Below are 15,778 nucleotides of genomic sequence, written 5' to 3' on the forward strand. Positions count from 1 at the left end.
GATTCATTCTATTCATTTCGGCTAAGGCGCGCAGCGCTGAGCGGCCAGTTCCATGAACTAAACGCCGTCGGGCGACGTTTCCCATTTTGCGCGTTCCAACTCGCCCAGCTCGACATCCACCTTGTCGTCGATGCCCAGGCCGTGCCGGTGACGGTGATACAGCCAAGCGCCGAGCGTGCCCGACCCCACGAACAGCAGGGCCGCGGTGCCAATGCGCAGCGCGGGGGCGACGTTGATGCCGCTACCGACCAGCGCGAACACCAGGGTTTGCGGCAGGAAGCCGACGAAGCTGGCGGCGAGGAACGGCACCAGGCGCGCGCTCGAGATTCCGGCGGCCAGGTTGGTCAGCACATTGCTGCCTACCGGCAGGATGCGGATCAGCAGCGTCATCGAGAAAGGGTGTTCATCGATGAAACGGTCGAAACGGGCGGCCCGCCTGCCGAGACGGGCGCGCAACACACTCCGGCCGAACAGCCGCGCATAGAGGAAGGTGGTCAGGCTGCCAAGTAGCGTCGCCAAGGTCCCGAGCAGGGTGCCCGAAACCAGGCCGAACGCATAACCGGCAAGGAAGGCGATGACCTGCCGGGGCAGTCCGATCGCTGTGAACAGCGCCCCCATGGCCAGAAACAGCAGCGTGCCTCTGAGGCCATGACCACGGACCTGCGCGTCGATCCAGGTGGCGTTGACCGCGTCGCCCAGGTGGCTTCTGTCGAACAGATAACCGATCAACGCGAGGCTGAGGATCAGTCCGAGTCCCTTGAGTATCACCCGCGGGGTCATCATCGACGTGCTCCGGCGTCGCCCAGAACCGTGCGGTTCGGGGAGCGAGTGCTGACTTCAGGCCAATAGGCTGCTCTCATTTCACATTGCTCCTCACCCAGCGGCCGACGCGTTCTGTGCGGCGCGGCCGGGCGAAAAAGGGTCCGAAGGGTGAGTGACGTGCCGCAATGTGCCGATATGTCGCAACCATTGTAGACGCCGATACGCCGGCTTTCGCGGATCATGCTCCGCCTCTCCGAAGCACATACACGCGCCCCGTGGCGTAGAGCGGCAAGAAGTCGAAATGACCGAGGATCTGGAAGCCCGATGCGCGGTACTCCTGCTCGATGACGTGCGTAGAAAGTGCGGCGCACTTGAGGGGAGTGTTTTCGCCGCGCTGCGCACGCTTTCGCTGCAAGCGCCTGTGCTTCCATGCCTTGTAGTTCCCATCGACCGGCAGCGAGAGGATTACCGTATCGCGCGCGACGCGATGAAATTCACGCAGCATCGCGAGGCGCTGCGCGGTGTCGCCGGCATGGTGCGCGACGCGCATCGAGAAGATGCAATCGACCGAGCGATCGGGAAGACAGATGTCGAGCGCGGATGTCTGCAGTGTGCGGACGCGATCGGTCAGCGATGGTGGATGCGCGGCGCGGGCGACGTCGAGCGCCGCAACCGAGTCGTCGGCGCCGATGATGACTCGACCGGGGTGTTCGGCGAGCAGCGGCCAGTAGCGTCCCCCGCCGCACGGAAGATCGAGCACGAGCGTGGGGGTGCCGGCGAGTGCGAGCGCCTTGCGGGCGAGTTGCTCCTCCCGCCACTTGGACAGGCGACGGGCCAGGCGGCCGCGGCGATTGCGGAGATGGCTCTGTGCGTGGTGGTCGCATTTTTCCGACGACAGGGGCGGGATCGGACCGGAGGCGTCTTGCATTCGAGGCTCCTGGAGCAATCTTCAAGCGTAGGTCGCGCGCGGTTAAGGCCTCGTTGGACGTGAGTCAAGAAAACGTCAAACGGGGTGAAGATCCACCCGGAACTCGCAGCCGCCGCCCGCGGGCTCCTCGAGCCGCACTGCCCATCCCTGGCGTTCGCAAATACGGGCGACGATCGAAAGACCGATGCCGATACCGTCACCGCGGCTCGCTTCACCGCGGGCGAAGGGCCGGAAGATCTTCGTGCGCTCGCCTTCGGGAATGCCGGCGCCCGAATCGACGACGCTGAAGCCGCCGGCGCGGATCACGAGGCGTACGAAACCCCGGTCGGTGTAATGGATCGCGTTGCGTAGCAGGTTCGTCAGCACTGCGCGCAGCAGCGGCCCCGGGTATACGTCGTCGTCCCCGGATTCGACCGCCAGCCCCAGCTCGAGCCCGCGGCGCGCCGCTTCCGGCTGCCAGCGGTGCAGTTGTTCGTCGGCGGCGTCGGCGAGCGAGGTGCCGGCGAGAGGGACCTGCTTTTCCTGCGGGGCGCGTGCGAGGCCGAGAAATGTTTCGACCAGTTCCTGCATCTCGAGGCAGGCTCGCGTGATCCGCTCGATCTGGCGCCGCTGGCTGTCGGATATCGACGGATGTTCGAGGAGCAGTTCGGCCGAGCTCGCGATGATCATCAGCGGGGTTCGCAGCTCGTGGCTGATGTCGCTGGTGAACAACTGCTCGCGCTCGAGCGCTTCGCGCAGCCGCCCGAGTGTCACGTCGAACGCAGCGGCAAGTTTGCCGACTTCGTCGTCGGCGTAGTCCGGTGCGAGCGGGGGGGCGAGCGGCAGCAATTGGTCGCGGTGCTGGACCTGGCCGGATAGCCTGACGACGGGAGCGATCACGGTTCGGGCGAGGGCTTTGCCGAGGAGCCATGCGACGAAAATCGAGAGCATGAAACCGAACGAGACGATGTGCAGCCGCGTCTGCTCGCGGCGTTCGAAATCTTCCTGGTTGAGCAGCAGCACGTGGCGCCGCCCGTCCTCGTCGCGGATCATCACGTGGTACGCGTCGTCGTCAGTTACTTCCTCGTACAGCCCGGGTTCGCGTCCCTGCAGCCAGGTGGGCAGCGTCGAAAGCTCTGCGACGGGAACGACGTACAGCGTCATGTCCGGTCCGGGGGCCGGATCGCGGCCGGCGCGCCGCTCGGCGATGAGAAAGTCGAGATGGCGGTTCATCGAGTCCGATACCAGCTCGAGTTCGACGCCGTCGACGGCGAGGATGATCGACACCGAGAACAGGCCCGCGACCGCCACTGCCATCAGCACGAAAGCCGCGACGATGCGGTCTGCTAGGCTCAGCCGGGAGAGCATGTCAGCGGGCGGTCAGGCGGTAGCCGATGCCATGCACCGTGTGCAGCAGCGCCGACGCAAAGGGCTTGTCGATCTGTTGGCGCAGGTTGTGGATGTGGCTGCGCAGGCTGTCGCTGTCCGGCGGCGAGTCGCCCCACAGCGTCGTTTCGAGCAATTCGCGGCGCACGACTGCGGGACTCTTGCGCATCAGCACCTCGAGCAGCTTGAGGCCGATCGGCCCGACATGAAGCGTCTGCCCGCCGCGGCGGACGTCGAGCGTGTCGAGGTCGTACTGCAGGTCGCCGACGACGAGCTGGCGCCGCCCGCCCGAGCGGCTGCGCTTCAACACCGCCTCGATGCGCGCGGCCAGTTCCGACAGCGCGAACGGCTTGGTCAGGTAGTCGTCGGCCCCGGCGCGAAAACCGTGCAGCCGGTCGTCGAGGGCGTCGCGCGCGGTCAGCATGATCACGGGCGTCTGATCCTGCTCGGTCTCACGCAGCCGCTCGCACAGCGCATAACCATCGACGCCGGGCAGCATCACGTCGAGCACGATCAGGTCGTAGCGCTGCGTCGCCGCGAGGTGGAGGCCCGTGAGCCCGTCTTGAGCACAGTCGACCACGTAGCCCTTGAGCGTGAGGTAGTCCGCCAAATTGGCGAGGATGTCGCGATTGTCTTCGACGAGCAGCAGTCGCATAGTTTCGGATCGGGTGGGGATGCGGCCGAATCGTTCAGTTTCGGCCGCTGAAGCGTGCGAGATTACCCATTATCTCGACCATCGACGAGCGGATCTTCCCGATCGCCACCGCGGGGTCGTCCAGCGGGTGGTCTTCGCCATCGGTCGCCTCATTGCGTCCGGCCCCAAGGGCGTTGATCGGGAATGTGACCTTGAAGTCTTCGCCGATATAACCGATGCGGTTCCAGTCCGCGACGACCGCGTAGCGTCGATTGAAAGCGGGGTCGAAGAGGTCCTGGCCGAGCGAATAGTCGGCTGCCGGGTTGCGAACGCCGAGCAGCGGCATCAGTGTCGCGGGAATGTCGAGGTGGCTGGTGATGCCGGTGATCACGGCCGGCTTGCGTCCCGGCACCCGGACCACCGCGGGCGTCCCGGTCTGGAAACGATTGAACTGTGCGCCATGACCCCACCGGCTGCGTTCCATGAATTCCTCGCCGTGGTCGCCGAGCACGATGATGACCGTGTTGTCGTACAGACCGCTCGCGCGCAAGTGCTCGACGACGCGGCCGATCTGCTTGTCCACCTGATGCGCCGCGTTGAGGTAGCGGTTCTTGATCAGCGGCATCTGCTCCGTGAAATCCGTGGTCAGGTAGTTGAAATCCTCGAGGTAGGGCCGGGCGATCGCGTCGGCGTCGGGGAAATCGTAATTTGCATGCGTCCCCTCGAAAAACATGTAGGTCATGAACGGCCGTGCCGGATCCCGGCCGTCGATGAAGCGGGCCATGTTGTCGATGTTGGTCGCGTCGCGTTGCCAGGCGCTGCCGCCGGTGTCGAGCGGGTGAAGATCGCCCGGGCGCATCCCGACGAAGACGGTCTTGTCGAATGCGGGGTAGGTGAAACGCTGGCTGGTGTGGAGGCTGAACTGATAGTTCTGCTGCTGCAGCACGTCCATCAGCACGGGCTGGCGACGGGCGGCGAGCATCGGAAACCAATAGTTTCCGTAGAGCCCGTAGAACATCGAGAACACGCCCATCTGCGTCATGTTCGCGCCGCTGTAATGGTTTTCGAGCCGCAGCGCGTCGTTCGACAGCGCCCACAGGTTCGGCATGATCTTCTGGTCGAGCATGTCGAAGCGCAGCGACTCGGCTACCAGCCAGACGATGTTCAGCGGGCGGCTCGGGGGCTCCACGGTCAGTGGGGCGAGCGGATAGGTCAGCGCGCCGGCGCCGACGTGCAGCCCCGCTGCCGGATTCTCCTGTGTTGCGACGCCCAGCCGCTTCGCGAGCCGCCGGAAGGTCAGCGGCTGGTACAGCGGGTAGCGTTCGCTCGCGAACAGGATGGGCTGGAAATTCGTCATCGCGCTGTAGCCGTAGGCCAGGCGCTCGCCGAGGGTCAGGACCACGAAGAGCGCGAGGGCGGCGCTCCATCGGCGGCGCCCCGAGTCGCTCGCGGACCGTCGATCACGCGTCGTCCATGCGTATGCGAGCGCGTGGACCACGACGAGGCCGAGCACGATCAGCGTCGCGGTCAACACGGTGCTGTTGCTTGCGCCGAGCGATTCGATGCCTCCCGGCGTCGTCACCAGGTCCAGGACGAACCCGTTGATGTGGAATCCGTACATCCGGAAGATCACGCGGTCCGCAAAGAGCAGGACGTGAGTGAGTCCGGCGAGTCCGACAGTCGTGATCGCGAGGATCGCAGCCGCCGCGCGCCCCTCACGAGTGCCGCCCACGACGCGTCGCAGCGCGTGACTGACGGCGAATGCGGGGAGGAGATAGAGGAATGCGTAGCTGAGCGTCGTCGCCAGCGACCAGGTCGCGACGGCGAATCCGGCGTATTGCGCGGACGTCTGGCCGCTCGCGAGCTGGGCGCAGGCAAGCAGCCAGGAGAGCAGGAAAAAGCGGTCGAGCTGAACGCGGCTCGGTAGCGAGGACATCGGAAACTCCGGTGACAACCGGCCGGCATCCTCGCAGTGGCGACGTCAAGCGCGCTTCAACGTCGCGTAAAAAAAATGTGAAACGCCATAAAAAACGGGGTTTTCCACCGGTCATTCGGTCGGTTCGTCGCGTCGCTCGCCGGACGCGACCGCTGCTTCGCGCCGGCGGCGCTTCTGTGCGAACCGCCAGAAGTAGATCACGTAGCCCGATGCCGCATAGACGAGGAACAGCGCGAACAGCACCCCGGGGGGGTAGCTCGATACCAGCGCGAACGCCATCACGAGCGCGATGACGACGATGAACGGGACGCTCTTGCGCAGATTGATGTCCTTGCCGCTCCAGAAGAGCACGTTGCTGACCATCGACACGCCCGCGAAGATCGTCAGCAGGGCCGCGAACCAACTCACGTCCTGACCGGTCAGCCCGTTGTCGATGACGACCCATACCAGGCCGGCGATCAGTGCGGCCGCGGCCGGACTCGGCAAGCCCTGGAAATACCGCTTGTCGATCACGCCGATGTTCGTATTGAAGCGCGCGAGCCGCAGGGCCGCGCCCGCGCAGTAGATGAACGCCGCGATCCAACCGAACTTCCCCATGTCCTTCAGCGCCCACTCGTACATCACGAGGGCCGGCGCGGCGCCGAACGACACCATGTCCGACAGCGAATCGTACTCGGCGCCGAATTCGCTTTGGGTGCGCGTCAGTCTCGCCACCCGCCCGTCGAGGCCGTCCAGCACCATCGCGACGAAGATCGCGACCGCCGAATGTTCGAAGCGAAGGTTCATCGCCTGCACGATGGCGTAAAAGCCGGCAAACAGCGCCGCAGTCGTGAACAGATTCGGCAGGATGTAGATGCCGCGACGACGTTTCTCGAGGGGAATCAGTGGCATGGAATGATCGTTTCCGCTATTGACCGGAAGTTCCCGGGCGTGCGTTCGATTTCAAAGCCGGCAGCGCGTGCGCCGCCGGCAGTCCTCACGGCAGTTCGGCAAGTATCGTGCTCGAGGCCGACACCTTGTCGCCGATCGTCACGCGTGCGCGGCTGCCCGGCGGCAGATAGACGTCGACGCGCGAACCGAAGCGGATGAAGCCGTAGCGCTCGCCGCGCCCGAGCCTCGAGCCCGCTTCAACATAGCAAAGAATCCGTCGCGCGATCAGGCCCGCGACCTGCACGCAGGTGACGTCCTGACCGTTGCCGAGCCGCAGGTGCAGCGCATTGCGTTCGTTCTCGACCGATGCCTTGTCGAGCGCCGCATTGACGAAACGGCCAGCGTTGTACCAGCGCTGGACGACCTCTCCGTCGACCGGGCTGCGGTTCGAATGAACGTTGAACACGTTCATGAACACGCTGATCTTCAGGCTGTCGCGGTCGAGGTACGGGTCGCGCACGGGCTCGATCGCGACGATGCGCCCGTCCGCGGGCGAGAGCACGTCCTTCTCGCCTTGCGGGATCGGTCGCGGCGGATCGCGGAAGAACTGCACGACGAAAGCGAACAGCACCCAGAAGGGCAGCGCCCAAGCGAAGCCCGCGGCGGTGCTGATGACCAGAGCCACGATGAGCGTGATCGCGATGAAGGGCCAGCCTTCGCGGGCCAGAATCGGATGGGGATAGTTATTGGGCATGGTGTATCCGGGACAAAAAAGGCCGGGTTCCCGCGCAGCGCGGAACCCGGCCCGTTGGGCGAGGTGAATCGGAGCCGCCGACCGGTGGGGGCGCCATCGGGCTCCCGGCGCGCCGCAAGCGGCGCGAGGACAGACCCGTCAGGATCGCGATCGACATGCGGCCGCAAGCCGCGACGCGCGCGGCTCCTTTTCGCCAGGACTCAGTTCTTCGTCTGGTCGACCAGCTTGTTCTTGCGGATCCACGGCATCATTTCGCGCAGCTGACCGCCGACCTGCTCGATCGGATGTGCGGCATTCAGGCGCCGACGCGCCGTCATCGACGGGTAGTTCGTGCGGCCTTCCAGAATGAACATCTTCGCGTATTCGCCGGTCTGGATGCGCTTCAGGGCGGCGCGCATCGCTTCGCGCGACTTTTCGTTGATGACTTCGGGTCCGGTCACGTACTCGCCGTACTCGGCGTTGTTCGAGATCGAGTAGTTCATGTTCGCGATGCCGCCTTCGTACATCAGGTCGACGATCAGCTTCAGCTCATGCAGGCACTCGAAGTACGCCATCTCGGGCGCGTAACCGGCTTCGGTCAGCGTCTCGAAGCCCATCTTCACGAGTTCGACGGCGCCGCCGCACAGCACGGCCTGCTCGCCGAAGAGGTCGGTTTCGGTCTCTTCGCGGAAATTCGTCTCGATGACGCCGCCCTTCGTGCCGCCGATCGCCGCCGCGTACGACAGCGCGATGTCCTTCGCCTTGCCCGACTGGTCCTGATGCACCGCGATCAGGGACGGCACGCCGCCGCCCTTCAGGTACTCGGAACGGACCGTGTGGCCGGGGCCCTTCGGGGCGATCATCACGACGTCGAGGTCGGCGCGCGGCACGACCTGGTTGTAATGCACGTTGAAGCCGTGCGCGAACGCGAGCGTCGCGCCCTGCTTGATGTTCGGCTCGACGTCGTTGCGATACACCTCGGGAATGTTCTCGTCGGGCAACAAGATCATGACCAGGTCGGCGCTCGCGACCGCTTCGGCGACTTCCTTGACGACGAGGCCTGCCCCTTCCGCCTTCTTCCACGACGCGCCGCTCTTCCGCAGGCCAACGGTGACCTTGCAGCCGGACTCATTGAGGTTCTGCGCGTGCGCGTGGCCCTGCGAGCCGTAGCCGATGATCGCGATCTGCTTGCCTTTGATCAGCGAGAGGTCGGCGTCCTTGTCGTAATAGACTTTCATGATTTTCCTTTCTGGTTTCGGTGGCTTCTGCGCCGGCGGCCGCCATGATAACGGCAGCGCTGCCAGCCGCAAACGGGGTTGGGGGTCAGACCTTCAGGATGCGATCGCCGCGGCCGACGCCGCAGACGCCCGAGCGCACGGTTTCGAGCACCAGCGCGGGGTCGATCGCATTGATGAAGGCGTCGAGCTTGGACTGGTTGCCGGTCAGCTCGACGACGTAGGACGTGTCGGTCACATCGATGATGTGCGCGCGGAAGATGTCGACCATGCGCTTCATCTCCTCGCGGTCCTTGCCGGTCGCGCGCACTTTCGTGAGCATCAGCTCGCGCTCGATGTGGGCGGCCTCGGAAATATCGACGACCTTGACGACTTCGACGAGCTTGTTCAGCTGCTTCGTGATCTGTTCGATGATGTCGTCCGAACCGGTCGTGACGATGGTCATGCGCGACATCGACGCATCCTCCGTCGGCGCGACGGTCAGCGATTCGATGTTGTAGCCGCGCGCCGAGAACAGGCCGGAGACACGCGACAGCGCGCCCGATTCGTTCTCGATCAGCAGGGAGATGACGTGTCTCATGTTGTTCTCTTGAGGGTCTACGGAGAGCCGGTGGTCCCGCGGACACGGACTGCCGGGGGCCGGCATCCGCGGTGACGAGGGGCCGGTGGGCGCCTCGCCGCCGGCGCGACCTTGGTGTCGCCGCGCCCCGCGAGAAAGATCGGTTGTTACAGGTCCTCGGCCGACAGGATCATCTCGGTGAGACCCTTGCCGCCCTGGACCATCGGATACACGTTCTCGGTCTGGTCGATCTGGAAATCGAGGAACACGAGGTCGTTCTTGCGCGCGAACGCTTCACGCAGCGCGCCTTCGACGTCGGCCGGTCGTTCGACCCGCAGTCCCACGTGGCCGTATGCCTCGGCGAGCTTCGCGAAGTCGGGCAGCGAATCCATGTAGGACTCGGAATAACGCTCGCCGTGGAAAAGCTGCTGCCACTGGCGGACCATGCCGAGGTAGCGATTGTTCAGGTTGCAGATCTTGATCGGCAGCCGGAACTGCTTGCACGTCGACAGCTCCTGGATGTTCATCTGGATCGACGCTTCACCGGTCACGCATGCGACCGGCGAGCCGGGATGCGCGAGCTGCGCGCCCATCGCGTACGGCAGGCCGACGCCCATCGTCCCGAGGCCGCCGGAGTTCAGCCAGCGCCGCGGCTTGTCGAAACGGTAGTACTGCGCGGCCCACATCTGGTGCTGGCCGACGTCCGACGTGATGAACGCGTCGCCGCCGGTGACTTCCCAGAGCTTCTGGATCACGAACTGGGGCTTGATGATGTCGTCCGAGTTCTTGTACTTCATGCACTCGCGGCGGCGCCACTCGTCGACCTGTTTCCACCAGGTCGCCAGCGCTTCGCCATCCGGACGCGCGGACGAGGCCTCGAGCTGACGGATCATCTCGTCGAGCACTTCCTTCACGTCGCCGACGATGGGGATATCGACCTTGACGCGCTTCGAGATCGACGACGGATCGATGTCCACGTGGATGATCTTGCGCGGTTCCTCGGCGAAGTTCTCCGGGTCGCCGATGACGCGGTCGTCGAATCGGGCGCCGACGGCGAGCAGCACGTCGCAGTAGTGCATCGCCATGTTCGCTTCATAGGTGCCGTGCATCCCCGGCATGCCGACGTACTGGCCGTCGCTCGCCGGATAGCCGCCGAGGCCCATCAGCGTGTTCGTGATCGGGAAACCGAGCAGGCGCGTGAGCTTGGTGAGCTGCTCCGCCGCGTCCGACAGCACGACGCCGCCGCCGGTGTAGATCATCGGGCGCTTCGCTTCGAGCAGCAGCTGCACCGCCTTGCGGATCTGGCCCTGATGACCCTTGACGACGGGGTTGTACGAGCGCATCGAGACTTCTTGCGGATACTCGAACTCGCACTTGTGCATCGACACATCCTTCGGGATGTCGACGAGCACCGGACCGGGGCGGCCGGTCTTCGCGAGGTAGAACGCCTTCTTGATCGTCGTCGCGATGTCGCGGACGTCCTTGACGAGGAAGTTGTGCTTCACGCACGGCCGCGTGATGCCGACCGTATCGACTTCCTGGAACGCGTCCTGCCCGATCGCGGCGGTCGGGACCTGTCCGCTGATGATGACCATCGGGATCGAGTCGCAATAGGCGGTCGCGATGCCGGTGATCGCGTTCGTCGCGCCCGGGCCGGACGTCACCAGCGCGACGCCGACCTTTTCGGTGCTGCGCGCGAAGCCGTCGGCGGCGTGGACTGCTGCCTGCTCATGGCGGACGAGTACGTGGCGTACCCGGTCCTGGTTGAATAGTGCGTCGTAAATGTAGAGGACTGCGCCGCCGGGGTAGCCGAACACGTATTCGACCTTTTCTTCCTGCAGGCACCTGATTACAATTTCCGCACCAGTCAGCACCATCGCAAACTCGCTCTTTATCACGTTCTAAACGACGAACGTTACCGGTCACTCGGCGTTTGGTCAAGATTGGCGCTGCGTCGCAACAAGACGCCGAACCGCCGCGATTCTCAAGGATTCACAGCTGGCTTCCCGGGTAGAACTGTCCGCCTTTCTCGAGGGCGTCGAAAAGCGTGCGTTCAAGCAGGCGGTCTATGCGCTGAGGACCGACGAGGCGGCCCTCGACGCGGTGCAGGATGCGATGCTGAAGCTGTCGGCGAGCTACGGCGACCGTCCGGCCGGCGAGTTCCCGATGTTGTTCCAGCGCATCCTCCAGAACGTCATCTACGACGCGCTCCGGCGCCAGAAGGTCCGCAACACGTGGACCGCGCTGTTGTCGTCCTTCGTATCCGAGGACGAGGACGAGACCGACGCGCTGGATGTCCTCACCGCCAATTCCGACGCGGCCAGCGCCGATGCGCCGCATCGGCAGTTCGAACGTGCGAGAACGCTCGCTGCGATCGAGCGGGAAATCGCTCGCCTGCCCAATCGTCAACGGGAAGCGTTCCTGATGCGTTACTGGGAGGAAATGGATATTTCCGAGACGGCCGCCGCAATGGGTTGCTCGGAAGGGAGCGTCAAGACGCACTGCTCGCGCGCCACGCAGACGCTGGCGGCAGCCCTCAAAGCGAAGGGGATCGTGCCATGAACGAACAGGATTTCGGCCGGAAGGTCGCTGGCCATCTCTCGGCGTCGGCGAGGGAACTGGATGACGGGCTGCTCGAGCGGTTGCGGGTCGCGCGCGAGCAGGCTCTCGCCGTCCAGAGGCCGACCGGGCGGCTTTCACAGATCTTCGGCGGAAACGCGGGTTTCCGGCTCGGCTTCCCGGGCCTGCTCCGTCCCGTGGCGGTCAGCGTGGCGATCCTGGCGGCCGTCGGCGTCGGCGACTATTGGTCGACCTGGGCGCGCGTTATCACGTTGCAGGAAGTCGACACTGCGCTGCTGAGCGACGACCTGCCGATCGATGCCTATCTCGATGCGGAATTCAAGGCATGGGTGCAGCAAGACTCACGGTCCTGATCCTGGCGTTGATCGCGAGCGGTACCGTCGCCGCAGCCGTGACGCCGATCGGGGCCCCGCGGTGGAACCGCTTGAGTCCGAGCGAGCAGCAGATTCTCGCGCCGCTCGCCGACGACTGGAACGGCATGAGCGACGAGCACCGACAGAAATGGGTCGGGATCGCGCACGAATATCGGCGTCTCACGCCGCAGGAACAGGCTCGGGTCCAGACCCGCATGAAGGACTGGGCGAATCTCCGGCCGGAGCAGCGCGAAGCCGCCAGGGACCAGTACCGCAGCTTGCGGAACATCCCGCCCGACAAGCGGGAAACGCTGCGCGAGCAATGGCTAAGATATCGCAGCCTCGCCCCCGAGGAGCGCGCGGTGAAGTCGGAGATCCGACCCCGAAGGGACGAACGGACGCCGCGCGGAAAAGGAAACGAATAAGGCGTCAAGAATGAACACCTCCTCCGGGCGGAAAGCCCCGATCAGCAAGCCCGCGCCGCAGCGCACGCTCGTCGAACTGGCGGGCCTGCGCCGGCGGCTCGCGAGCCTGCTTTACGAATCGCTGCTGATGCTCGGCGTTCTTGCGCTGACCTTCATGGTGCCGTACCTGATTCTCGGCGTCGTCTGGAACGTCGCGCCCGCCGGCTGGGTCGCGTGGCTGCATGTCTACCTCGTGCTCGGCGCGTATTTCGTCTGGTACTGGCGCCGCGGCGGCCAGACGCTCGCGATGCAGACCTGGCGGCTGCAGATCGTGCGCGCCGCGGACGGGCGATTGCCCGCCGCCTCGACCGGTTGGCTTCGTTACACGCTCGCGTGGCCGTCGGTGCTCTGCTTCGGCATCGGGCTCGCGTGGGCGCTCGTCGATCGCGACCGGCAATTCCTGCACGACAGGCTCGCCGGCACTCGGGTCGTGCTGCTGCCTTCGGTCGCGGGCCAGACGCGCTGACGCTCGGGCGGCGGTCCGTCGATTCCCGGACCCCTGCGGTTCGGGCCATTCAGAGTCAGCTGTGTTCGGGTTCGCGGTCGCGCCGCAGCGGCGCCCGCGCGTATAGTTCCGGTTTGCCCGAATGGATCCGACGCGATCGGAGACGACAATGAAAACCGAACACGCCCCAGCGATTCTCCGTGCCGATTATCAGCCGCTTGCCTGGCAAATCGAGCGCATCGAACTTCACTTTCATCTCGACCCATCCGCCACCCGCGTGACGAGCCGCCTGCACTGCGTTCGCGATGTACGCGTCCCGGCAGGTCCGCTGCGGCTCTGTGGCGAGGACGTCGAGCTGTTGTCTTTGCGGATCGACGGCGCCGAACCCGAATCGACGAGGGTAGTCCGCGACGCGGTCGGCATCGTTCTTCATCTCGACGGCGACTCGGCCGAGATCGAGATTGTCACGCGCATCGATCCGTCGGCGAACACGACGCTTTCCGGCCTTTACCAGTCCCGAGGGGGCTTTTTCACGCAGTGCGAGGCGGAAGGCTTCCGCCGGATCACGTTCTTTCCGGACCGTCCCGATGCGATGAGCCGCTACACGGTGACGGTGGAGGCAGACAAGGCGAGCTGTCCAGTGCTGTTGTCGAACGGCAATCTCGTCGAACAGGGCGAACTCGAAGGCGGCCGACACTACGCGAAATGGGTCGATCCTTTCCCGAAACCTTCGTATCTCTTCGCGCTCGTCGCAGCAAAGCTGGTCGCGCTCGAGCGCCGCGTCACGACGGCCTCGCGCCGTGACGTGCTGCTGCAGGTCTGGGTCGAGGACGGCAATCTCGACCGCGCCGGGCACGCGATGGATTCGCTCATGCATTCGATGCGCTGGGACGAGGAGACCTTCGGCCTGGAGCTCGACCTCGACCGCTTCATGATTGTCGCCGTCAGCGACTTCAACATGGGCGCGATGGAGAACAAGGGGCTGAACATCTTCAACTCGAAGTACGTGCTCGCGAAGCCGGAGACGGCGACCGACGTCGACTACGAGAACATCGAGAGCGTCGTTGCGCACGAGTACTTCCACAACTGGACCGGCAACCGCGTGACCTGCCGCGACTGGTTCCAGCTGACGCTGAAGGAAGGGCTGACCGTTTTCCGCGACCAGCAGTTTTCGGCCGACATGCTCGGCCGCATGGCGGAAGCGGGGGGCGAGGCCGCGGCCGCGTCGGCACGCGCGGTAAAGCGGATCGACGACGTCCGGGTACTGCGCGCCGCGCAGTTCCCGGAGGACGCGGGACCCATGGCGCACCCGATCCGTCCGGACCGCTATCAGGAGATCAACAACTTCTATACGGCGACGGTCTACGAGAAGGGCGCCGAAGTCATCCGCATGCTGCATACCCTGCTCGGCGCCGAAGGTTTCCGCAACGGCATGGATCTCTATTTCAGCTATTACGACGGGCAGGCGGTCACCTGCGACGATTTCGTCGACTGCATGGCCGAAGCGAACGGCCGCGACCTCGACCAGTTCATGAACTGGTACGCGCAGGCGGGCACGCCGCGGGTGAAGGCGGTGGGCAGCTACGACGCCGAGGGTCGCGTCTATACGCTGACACTGTCGCAGCGTACGCCGCCCACGCCGGGTCAGCCGGAGAAACAGCTGCTCGTGATCCCGGTGGCCGTCGGGCTGATCGGGCCCGACGGCGCCGATCTGCCCTTGCGTGTCGCGCACGAAAACAACGCCGGCGCGACGACGCGGGTGCTCGAGCTGAGCGAAGTCGAACAATCCTTCCGTTTCGTCGACGTTCCGTTCGAGCCCGTGCCGTCGGTGCTGCGCGGATTCTCGGCGCCGGTGATTCTCGAACTCGACGAGGACGACGCGCGGCTGGCATTCCGCATGGCGCATGATTCGGACGCATTCAATCGCTGGGACGCGACACAGCGCTACGCGGAGCGCGTCATCCTCGCACTCGCGGCAGACGCCGCGGCGGGCCGTCCGCTCGCGGTTCCGGACGGGTTCGTTGCCGCATTCCGCGCGCTGCTGACCAACGATTCGCTCGATCCGGCCTTCCGCGCGCAAGCCGCGGCGCTGCCGTCGGAAGGCTATCTGCTGGAGCGGATGGAGCCGGCGGACCCGGCGCCGCTGCGCGCAGCACTCGTATTCCTGATGCGCGAGCTGGGTTCCCGGCTCGCCGACGACTGGCTGAAGCTCGGCGACGCGCTCGCCGTCGACGGTCCGTATCGCTATCACCCGGCGGACGCCGGCCGCCGCGCGCTGGCGAATCTCGCGCTGAGATATCTCGCGGCCGCCGAAATCGAGCCGGGTCTCGTGCGTGCCCGGGATCAGTTCGAGCGTTTCGGCAACATGACCGAAGGATTCGGTGCGCTCGCCGCGCTCGTGCAGAGCGCGAGTCCGGCGCGAAAGGCTGCCCTGGAGTCTTTTCACGCGCGTTTTGCCAACGACGCGCTGGTGCTCGACAAATGGTTCGCGCTGCAGGCTGCGGCGTGGCGCTGGGATCCGAGCGAGGAGCCGGTGCTCGAGCGCGTCCGCGCGCTGATGCGGGATGCGGCTTTCAGCCTCGGCAATCCGAACAAGGTCTACGCGCTGCTCGGCGGTTTTTTCCGCAACAACCCGGCCGAATTCCATGCGGCCAACGGCAGCGGCTATGCGTTCTGGGCGGAGCAGGTGATTGCGCTCGACGCGAAGAATCCGCAAGTCGCGTCGCGGATCGCACGTTCGCTGGAAAACTGGCGGCGCTTCGCGCCCGCGCTTCAGGCGCGAATTCGCCCCGAGCTCGAAAAAGTCGCCGCGGCGCCCGGCCTGTCGCCGGACGTCGCGGAAATCATCGGGAAGGCCCTCGGCAACGAGGGCTGAGCGGACGGCGCCGGAGGTTCGAGGTCGCGAGGACCGCGG

The 15,778-nt window shown here is 65.3% G+C and carries 15 protein-coding genes; 5 read left to right on the forward strand and 10 right to left on the reverse strand.

The window, feature by feature from the left end; genetic code table 11:
* Positions 1–57: 57 nt before the first annotated feature.
* The 10 genes from ROZ37_RS05070 to ROZ37_RS05115 all read right to left on the reverse strand — a co-directional run bounded on the left by ROZ37_RS05070 (position 58) and on the right by ROZ37_RS05115 (position 10,899).
* The gene (locus ROZ37_RS05070) at positions 58–783 is read right to left on the reverse strand and encodes a VTT domain-containing protein (RefSeq protein WP_312657999.1); all 726 of its coding nucleotides are present in this window, start codon (positions 781–783) and stop codon (positions 58–60) included.
* 217 nt (positions 784–1,000) lie between these two features.
* Complete coding sequence (locus tag ROZ37_RS05075) at positions 1,001–1,690, reverse strand: class I SAM-dependent methyltransferase (RefSeq protein ID WP_312658000.1); 690 nt, start codon at positions 1,688–1,690, stop codon at positions 1,001–1,003.
* A 75-nt stretch (positions 1,691–1,765) separates the two neighbouring features.
* On the reverse strand, positions 1,766–3,037 hold the full coding sequence (locus ROZ37_RS05080; protein ID WP_312658002.1) for a HAMP domain-containing sensor histidine kinase: 1,272 nt from the start codon (positions 3,035–3,037) through the stop codon (positions 1,766–1,768).
* A 1-nt stretch (position 3,038) separates the two neighbouring features.
* The gene (locus ROZ37_RS05085) at positions 3,039–3,710 is read right to left on the reverse strand and encodes a response regulator transcription factor (RefSeq protein WP_312658003.1); all 672 of its coding nucleotides are present in this window, start codon (positions 3,708–3,710) and stop codon (positions 3,039–3,041) included.
* Between the two features lie 34 nt (positions 3,711–3,744).
* Positions 3,745–5,625: a sulfatase-like hydrolase/transferase gene (locus ROZ37_RS05090; RefSeq protein ID WP_312658004.1), complete on the reverse strand. Its 1,881-nt coding sequence runs from the start codon at positions 5,623–5,625 to the stop codon at positions 3,745–3,747.
* 111 nt (positions 5,626–5,736) lie between these two features.
* Positions 5,737–6,516 (reverse strand): CDP-diacylglycerol--serine O-phosphatidyltransferase, encoded by a 780-nt coding sequence (gene pssA, locus ROZ37_RS05095; RefSeq protein ID WP_312658005.1) that lies wholly within the window; start codon positions 6,514–6,516, stop codon positions 5,737–5,739.
* An 85-nt stretch (positions 6,517–6,601) separates the two neighbouring features.
* Positions 6,602–7,249, reverse strand: coding sequence for a phosphatidylserine decarboxylase (locus tag ROZ37_RS05100; protein ID WP_312658006.1), 648 nt, complete (start codon positions 7,247–7,249; stop codon positions 6,602–6,604).
* 200 nt (positions 7,250–7,449) lie between these two features.
* Positions 7,450–8,466 (reverse strand): ketol-acid reductoisomerase, encoded by a 1,017-nt coding sequence (gene ilvC, locus ROZ37_RS05105; protein WP_312658008.1) that lies wholly within the window; start codon positions 8,464–8,466, stop codon positions 7,450–7,452.
* An 85-nt stretch (positions 8,467–8,551) separates the two neighbouring features.
* The gene (gene ilvN, locus ROZ37_RS05110) at positions 8,552–9,043 is read right to left on the reverse strand and encodes an acetolactate synthase small subunit (protein WP_312658010.1); all 492 of its coding nucleotides are present in this window, start codon (positions 9,041–9,043) and stop codon (positions 8,552–8,554) included.
* A 146-nt stretch (positions 9,044–9,189) separates the two neighbouring features.
* Positions 9,190–10,899: an acetolactate synthase 3 catalytic subunit gene (locus ROZ37_RS05115; protein ID WP_312658011.1), complete on the reverse strand. Its 1,710-nt coding sequence runs from the start codon at positions 10,897–10,899 to the stop codon at positions 9,190–9,192.
* Between the two features lie 139 nt (positions 10,900–11,038).
* On the opposite strand from ROZ37_RS05115, the gene ROZ37_RS05120 reads away from it, so the two are divergent.
* The 5 genes from ROZ37_RS05120 (at position 11,039) to pepN (ending at position 15,739) form a co-directional block, all read left to right on the forward strand.
* Positions 11,039–11,584: an RNA polymerase sigma factor gene (locus ROZ37_RS05120; protein ID WP_409449933.1), complete on the forward strand. Its 546-nt coding sequence runs from the start codon at positions 11,039–11,041 to the stop codon at positions 11,582–11,584.
* Positions 11,581–11,955 carry a DUF3619 family protein gene (locus ROZ37_RS05125; protein WP_312658012.1) on the forward strand — a complete coding sequence of 125 codons (375 nt, stop codon included), beginning with the start codon at positions 11,581–11,583 and terminating at the stop codon, positions 11,953–11,955. Before ROZ37_RS05120 ends, ROZ37_RS05125 begins: the two co-directional genes overlap by 4 nt.
* Positions 11,928–12,380, forward strand: coding sequence for a DUF3106 domain-containing protein (locus ROZ37_RS05130; RefSeq protein ID WP_312658013.1), 453 nt, complete (start codon positions 11,928–11,930; stop codon positions 12,378–12,380). Before ROZ37_RS05125 ends, ROZ37_RS05130 begins: the two co-directional genes overlap by 28 nt.
* Before the next feature lie 10 nt (positions 12,381–12,390).
* A complete protein-coding gene (locus ROZ37_RS05135) occupies positions 12,391–12,885 on the forward strand; it encodes an RDD family protein (RefSeq protein ID WP_312658014.1) in 495 nt (164 codons plus the stop codon).
* A 148-nt stretch (positions 12,886–13,033) separates the two neighbouring features.
* On the forward strand, positions 13,034–15,739 hold the full coding sequence (gene pepN, locus ROZ37_RS05140; protein WP_312658015.1) for an aminopeptidase N: 2,706 nt from the start codon (positions 13,034–13,036) through the stop codon (positions 15,737–15,739).
* Positions 15,740–15,778: the final 39 nt, after the last annotated feature.

Origin of the sequence: Aromatoleum sp. (genome assembly GCF_032027225.1) — a bacterium.
In the GTDB taxonomy this organism is placed as follows: Bacteria; Pseudomonadota; Gammaproteobacteria; order Burkholderiales; family Rhodocyclaceae; genus Aromatoleum.

Excerpts from the sequence above, each read along its gene's own strand:
- ROZ37_RS05080 (WP_312658002.1), bottom strand. The coding sequence starts at position 3,037 with ATGCTCTCCCGGCTGAGCCTAGCAGACCGCATCGTCGCGGCTTTCGTG.
- ROZ37_RS05090 (WP_312658004.1), bottom strand. The coding sequence starts at position 5,625 with ATGTCCTCGCTACCGAGCCGCGTTCAGCTCGACCGCTTTTTCCTGCTC.
- ROZ37_RS05125 (WP_312658012.1), top strand. The coding sequence starts at position 11,581 with ATGAACGAACAGGATTTCGGCCGGAAGGTCGCTGGCCATCTCTCGGCG.
- ROZ37_RS05085 (WP_312658003.1), bottom strand. The coding sequence starts at position 3,710 with ATGCGACTGCTGCTCGTCGAAGACAATCGCGACATCCTCGCCAATTTG.
- ilvN (WP_312658010.1), bottom strand. The coding sequence starts at position 9,043 with ATGAGACACGTCATCTCCCTGCTGATCGAGAACGAATCGGGCGCGCTG.
- ROZ37_RS05115 (WP_312658011.1), bottom strand. The coding sequence starts at position 10,899 with ATGGTGCTGACTGGTGCGGAAATTGTAATCAGGTGCCTGCAGGAAGAA.
- pepN (WP_312658015.1), top strand. The coding sequence starts at position 13,034 with ATGAAAACCGAACACGCCCCAGCGATTCTCCGTGCCGATTATCAGCCG.
- ROZ37_RS05135 (WP_312658014.1), top strand. The coding sequence starts at position 12,391 with ATGAACACCTCCTCCGGGCGGAAAGCCCCGATCAGCAAGCCCGCGCCG.
- ROZ37_RS05075 (WP_312658000.1), bottom strand. The coding sequence starts at position 1,690 with ATGCAAGACGCCTCCGGTCCGATCCCGCCCCTGTCGTCGGAAAAATGC.
- ROZ37_RS05070 (WP_312657999.1), bottom strand. The coding sequence starts at position 783 with ATGATGACCCCGCGGGTGATACTCAAGGGACTCGGACTGATCCTCAGC.
- ilvC (WP_312658008.1), bottom strand. The coding sequence starts at position 8,466 with ATGAAAGTCTATTACGACAAGGACGCCGACCTCTCGCTGATCAAAGGC.
- ROZ37_RS05100 (WP_312658006.1), bottom strand. The coding sequence starts at position 7,249 with ATGCCCAATAACTATCCCCATCCGATTCTGGCCCGCGAAGGCTGGCCC.
- pssA (WP_312658005.1), bottom strand. The coding sequence starts at position 6,516 with ATGCCACTGATTCCCCTCGAGAAACGTCGTCGCGGCATCTACATCCTG.
- ROZ37_RS05130 (WP_312658013.1), top strand. The coding sequence starts at position 11,928 with ATGGGTGCAGCAAGACTCACGGTCCTGATCCTGGCGTTGATCGCGAGC.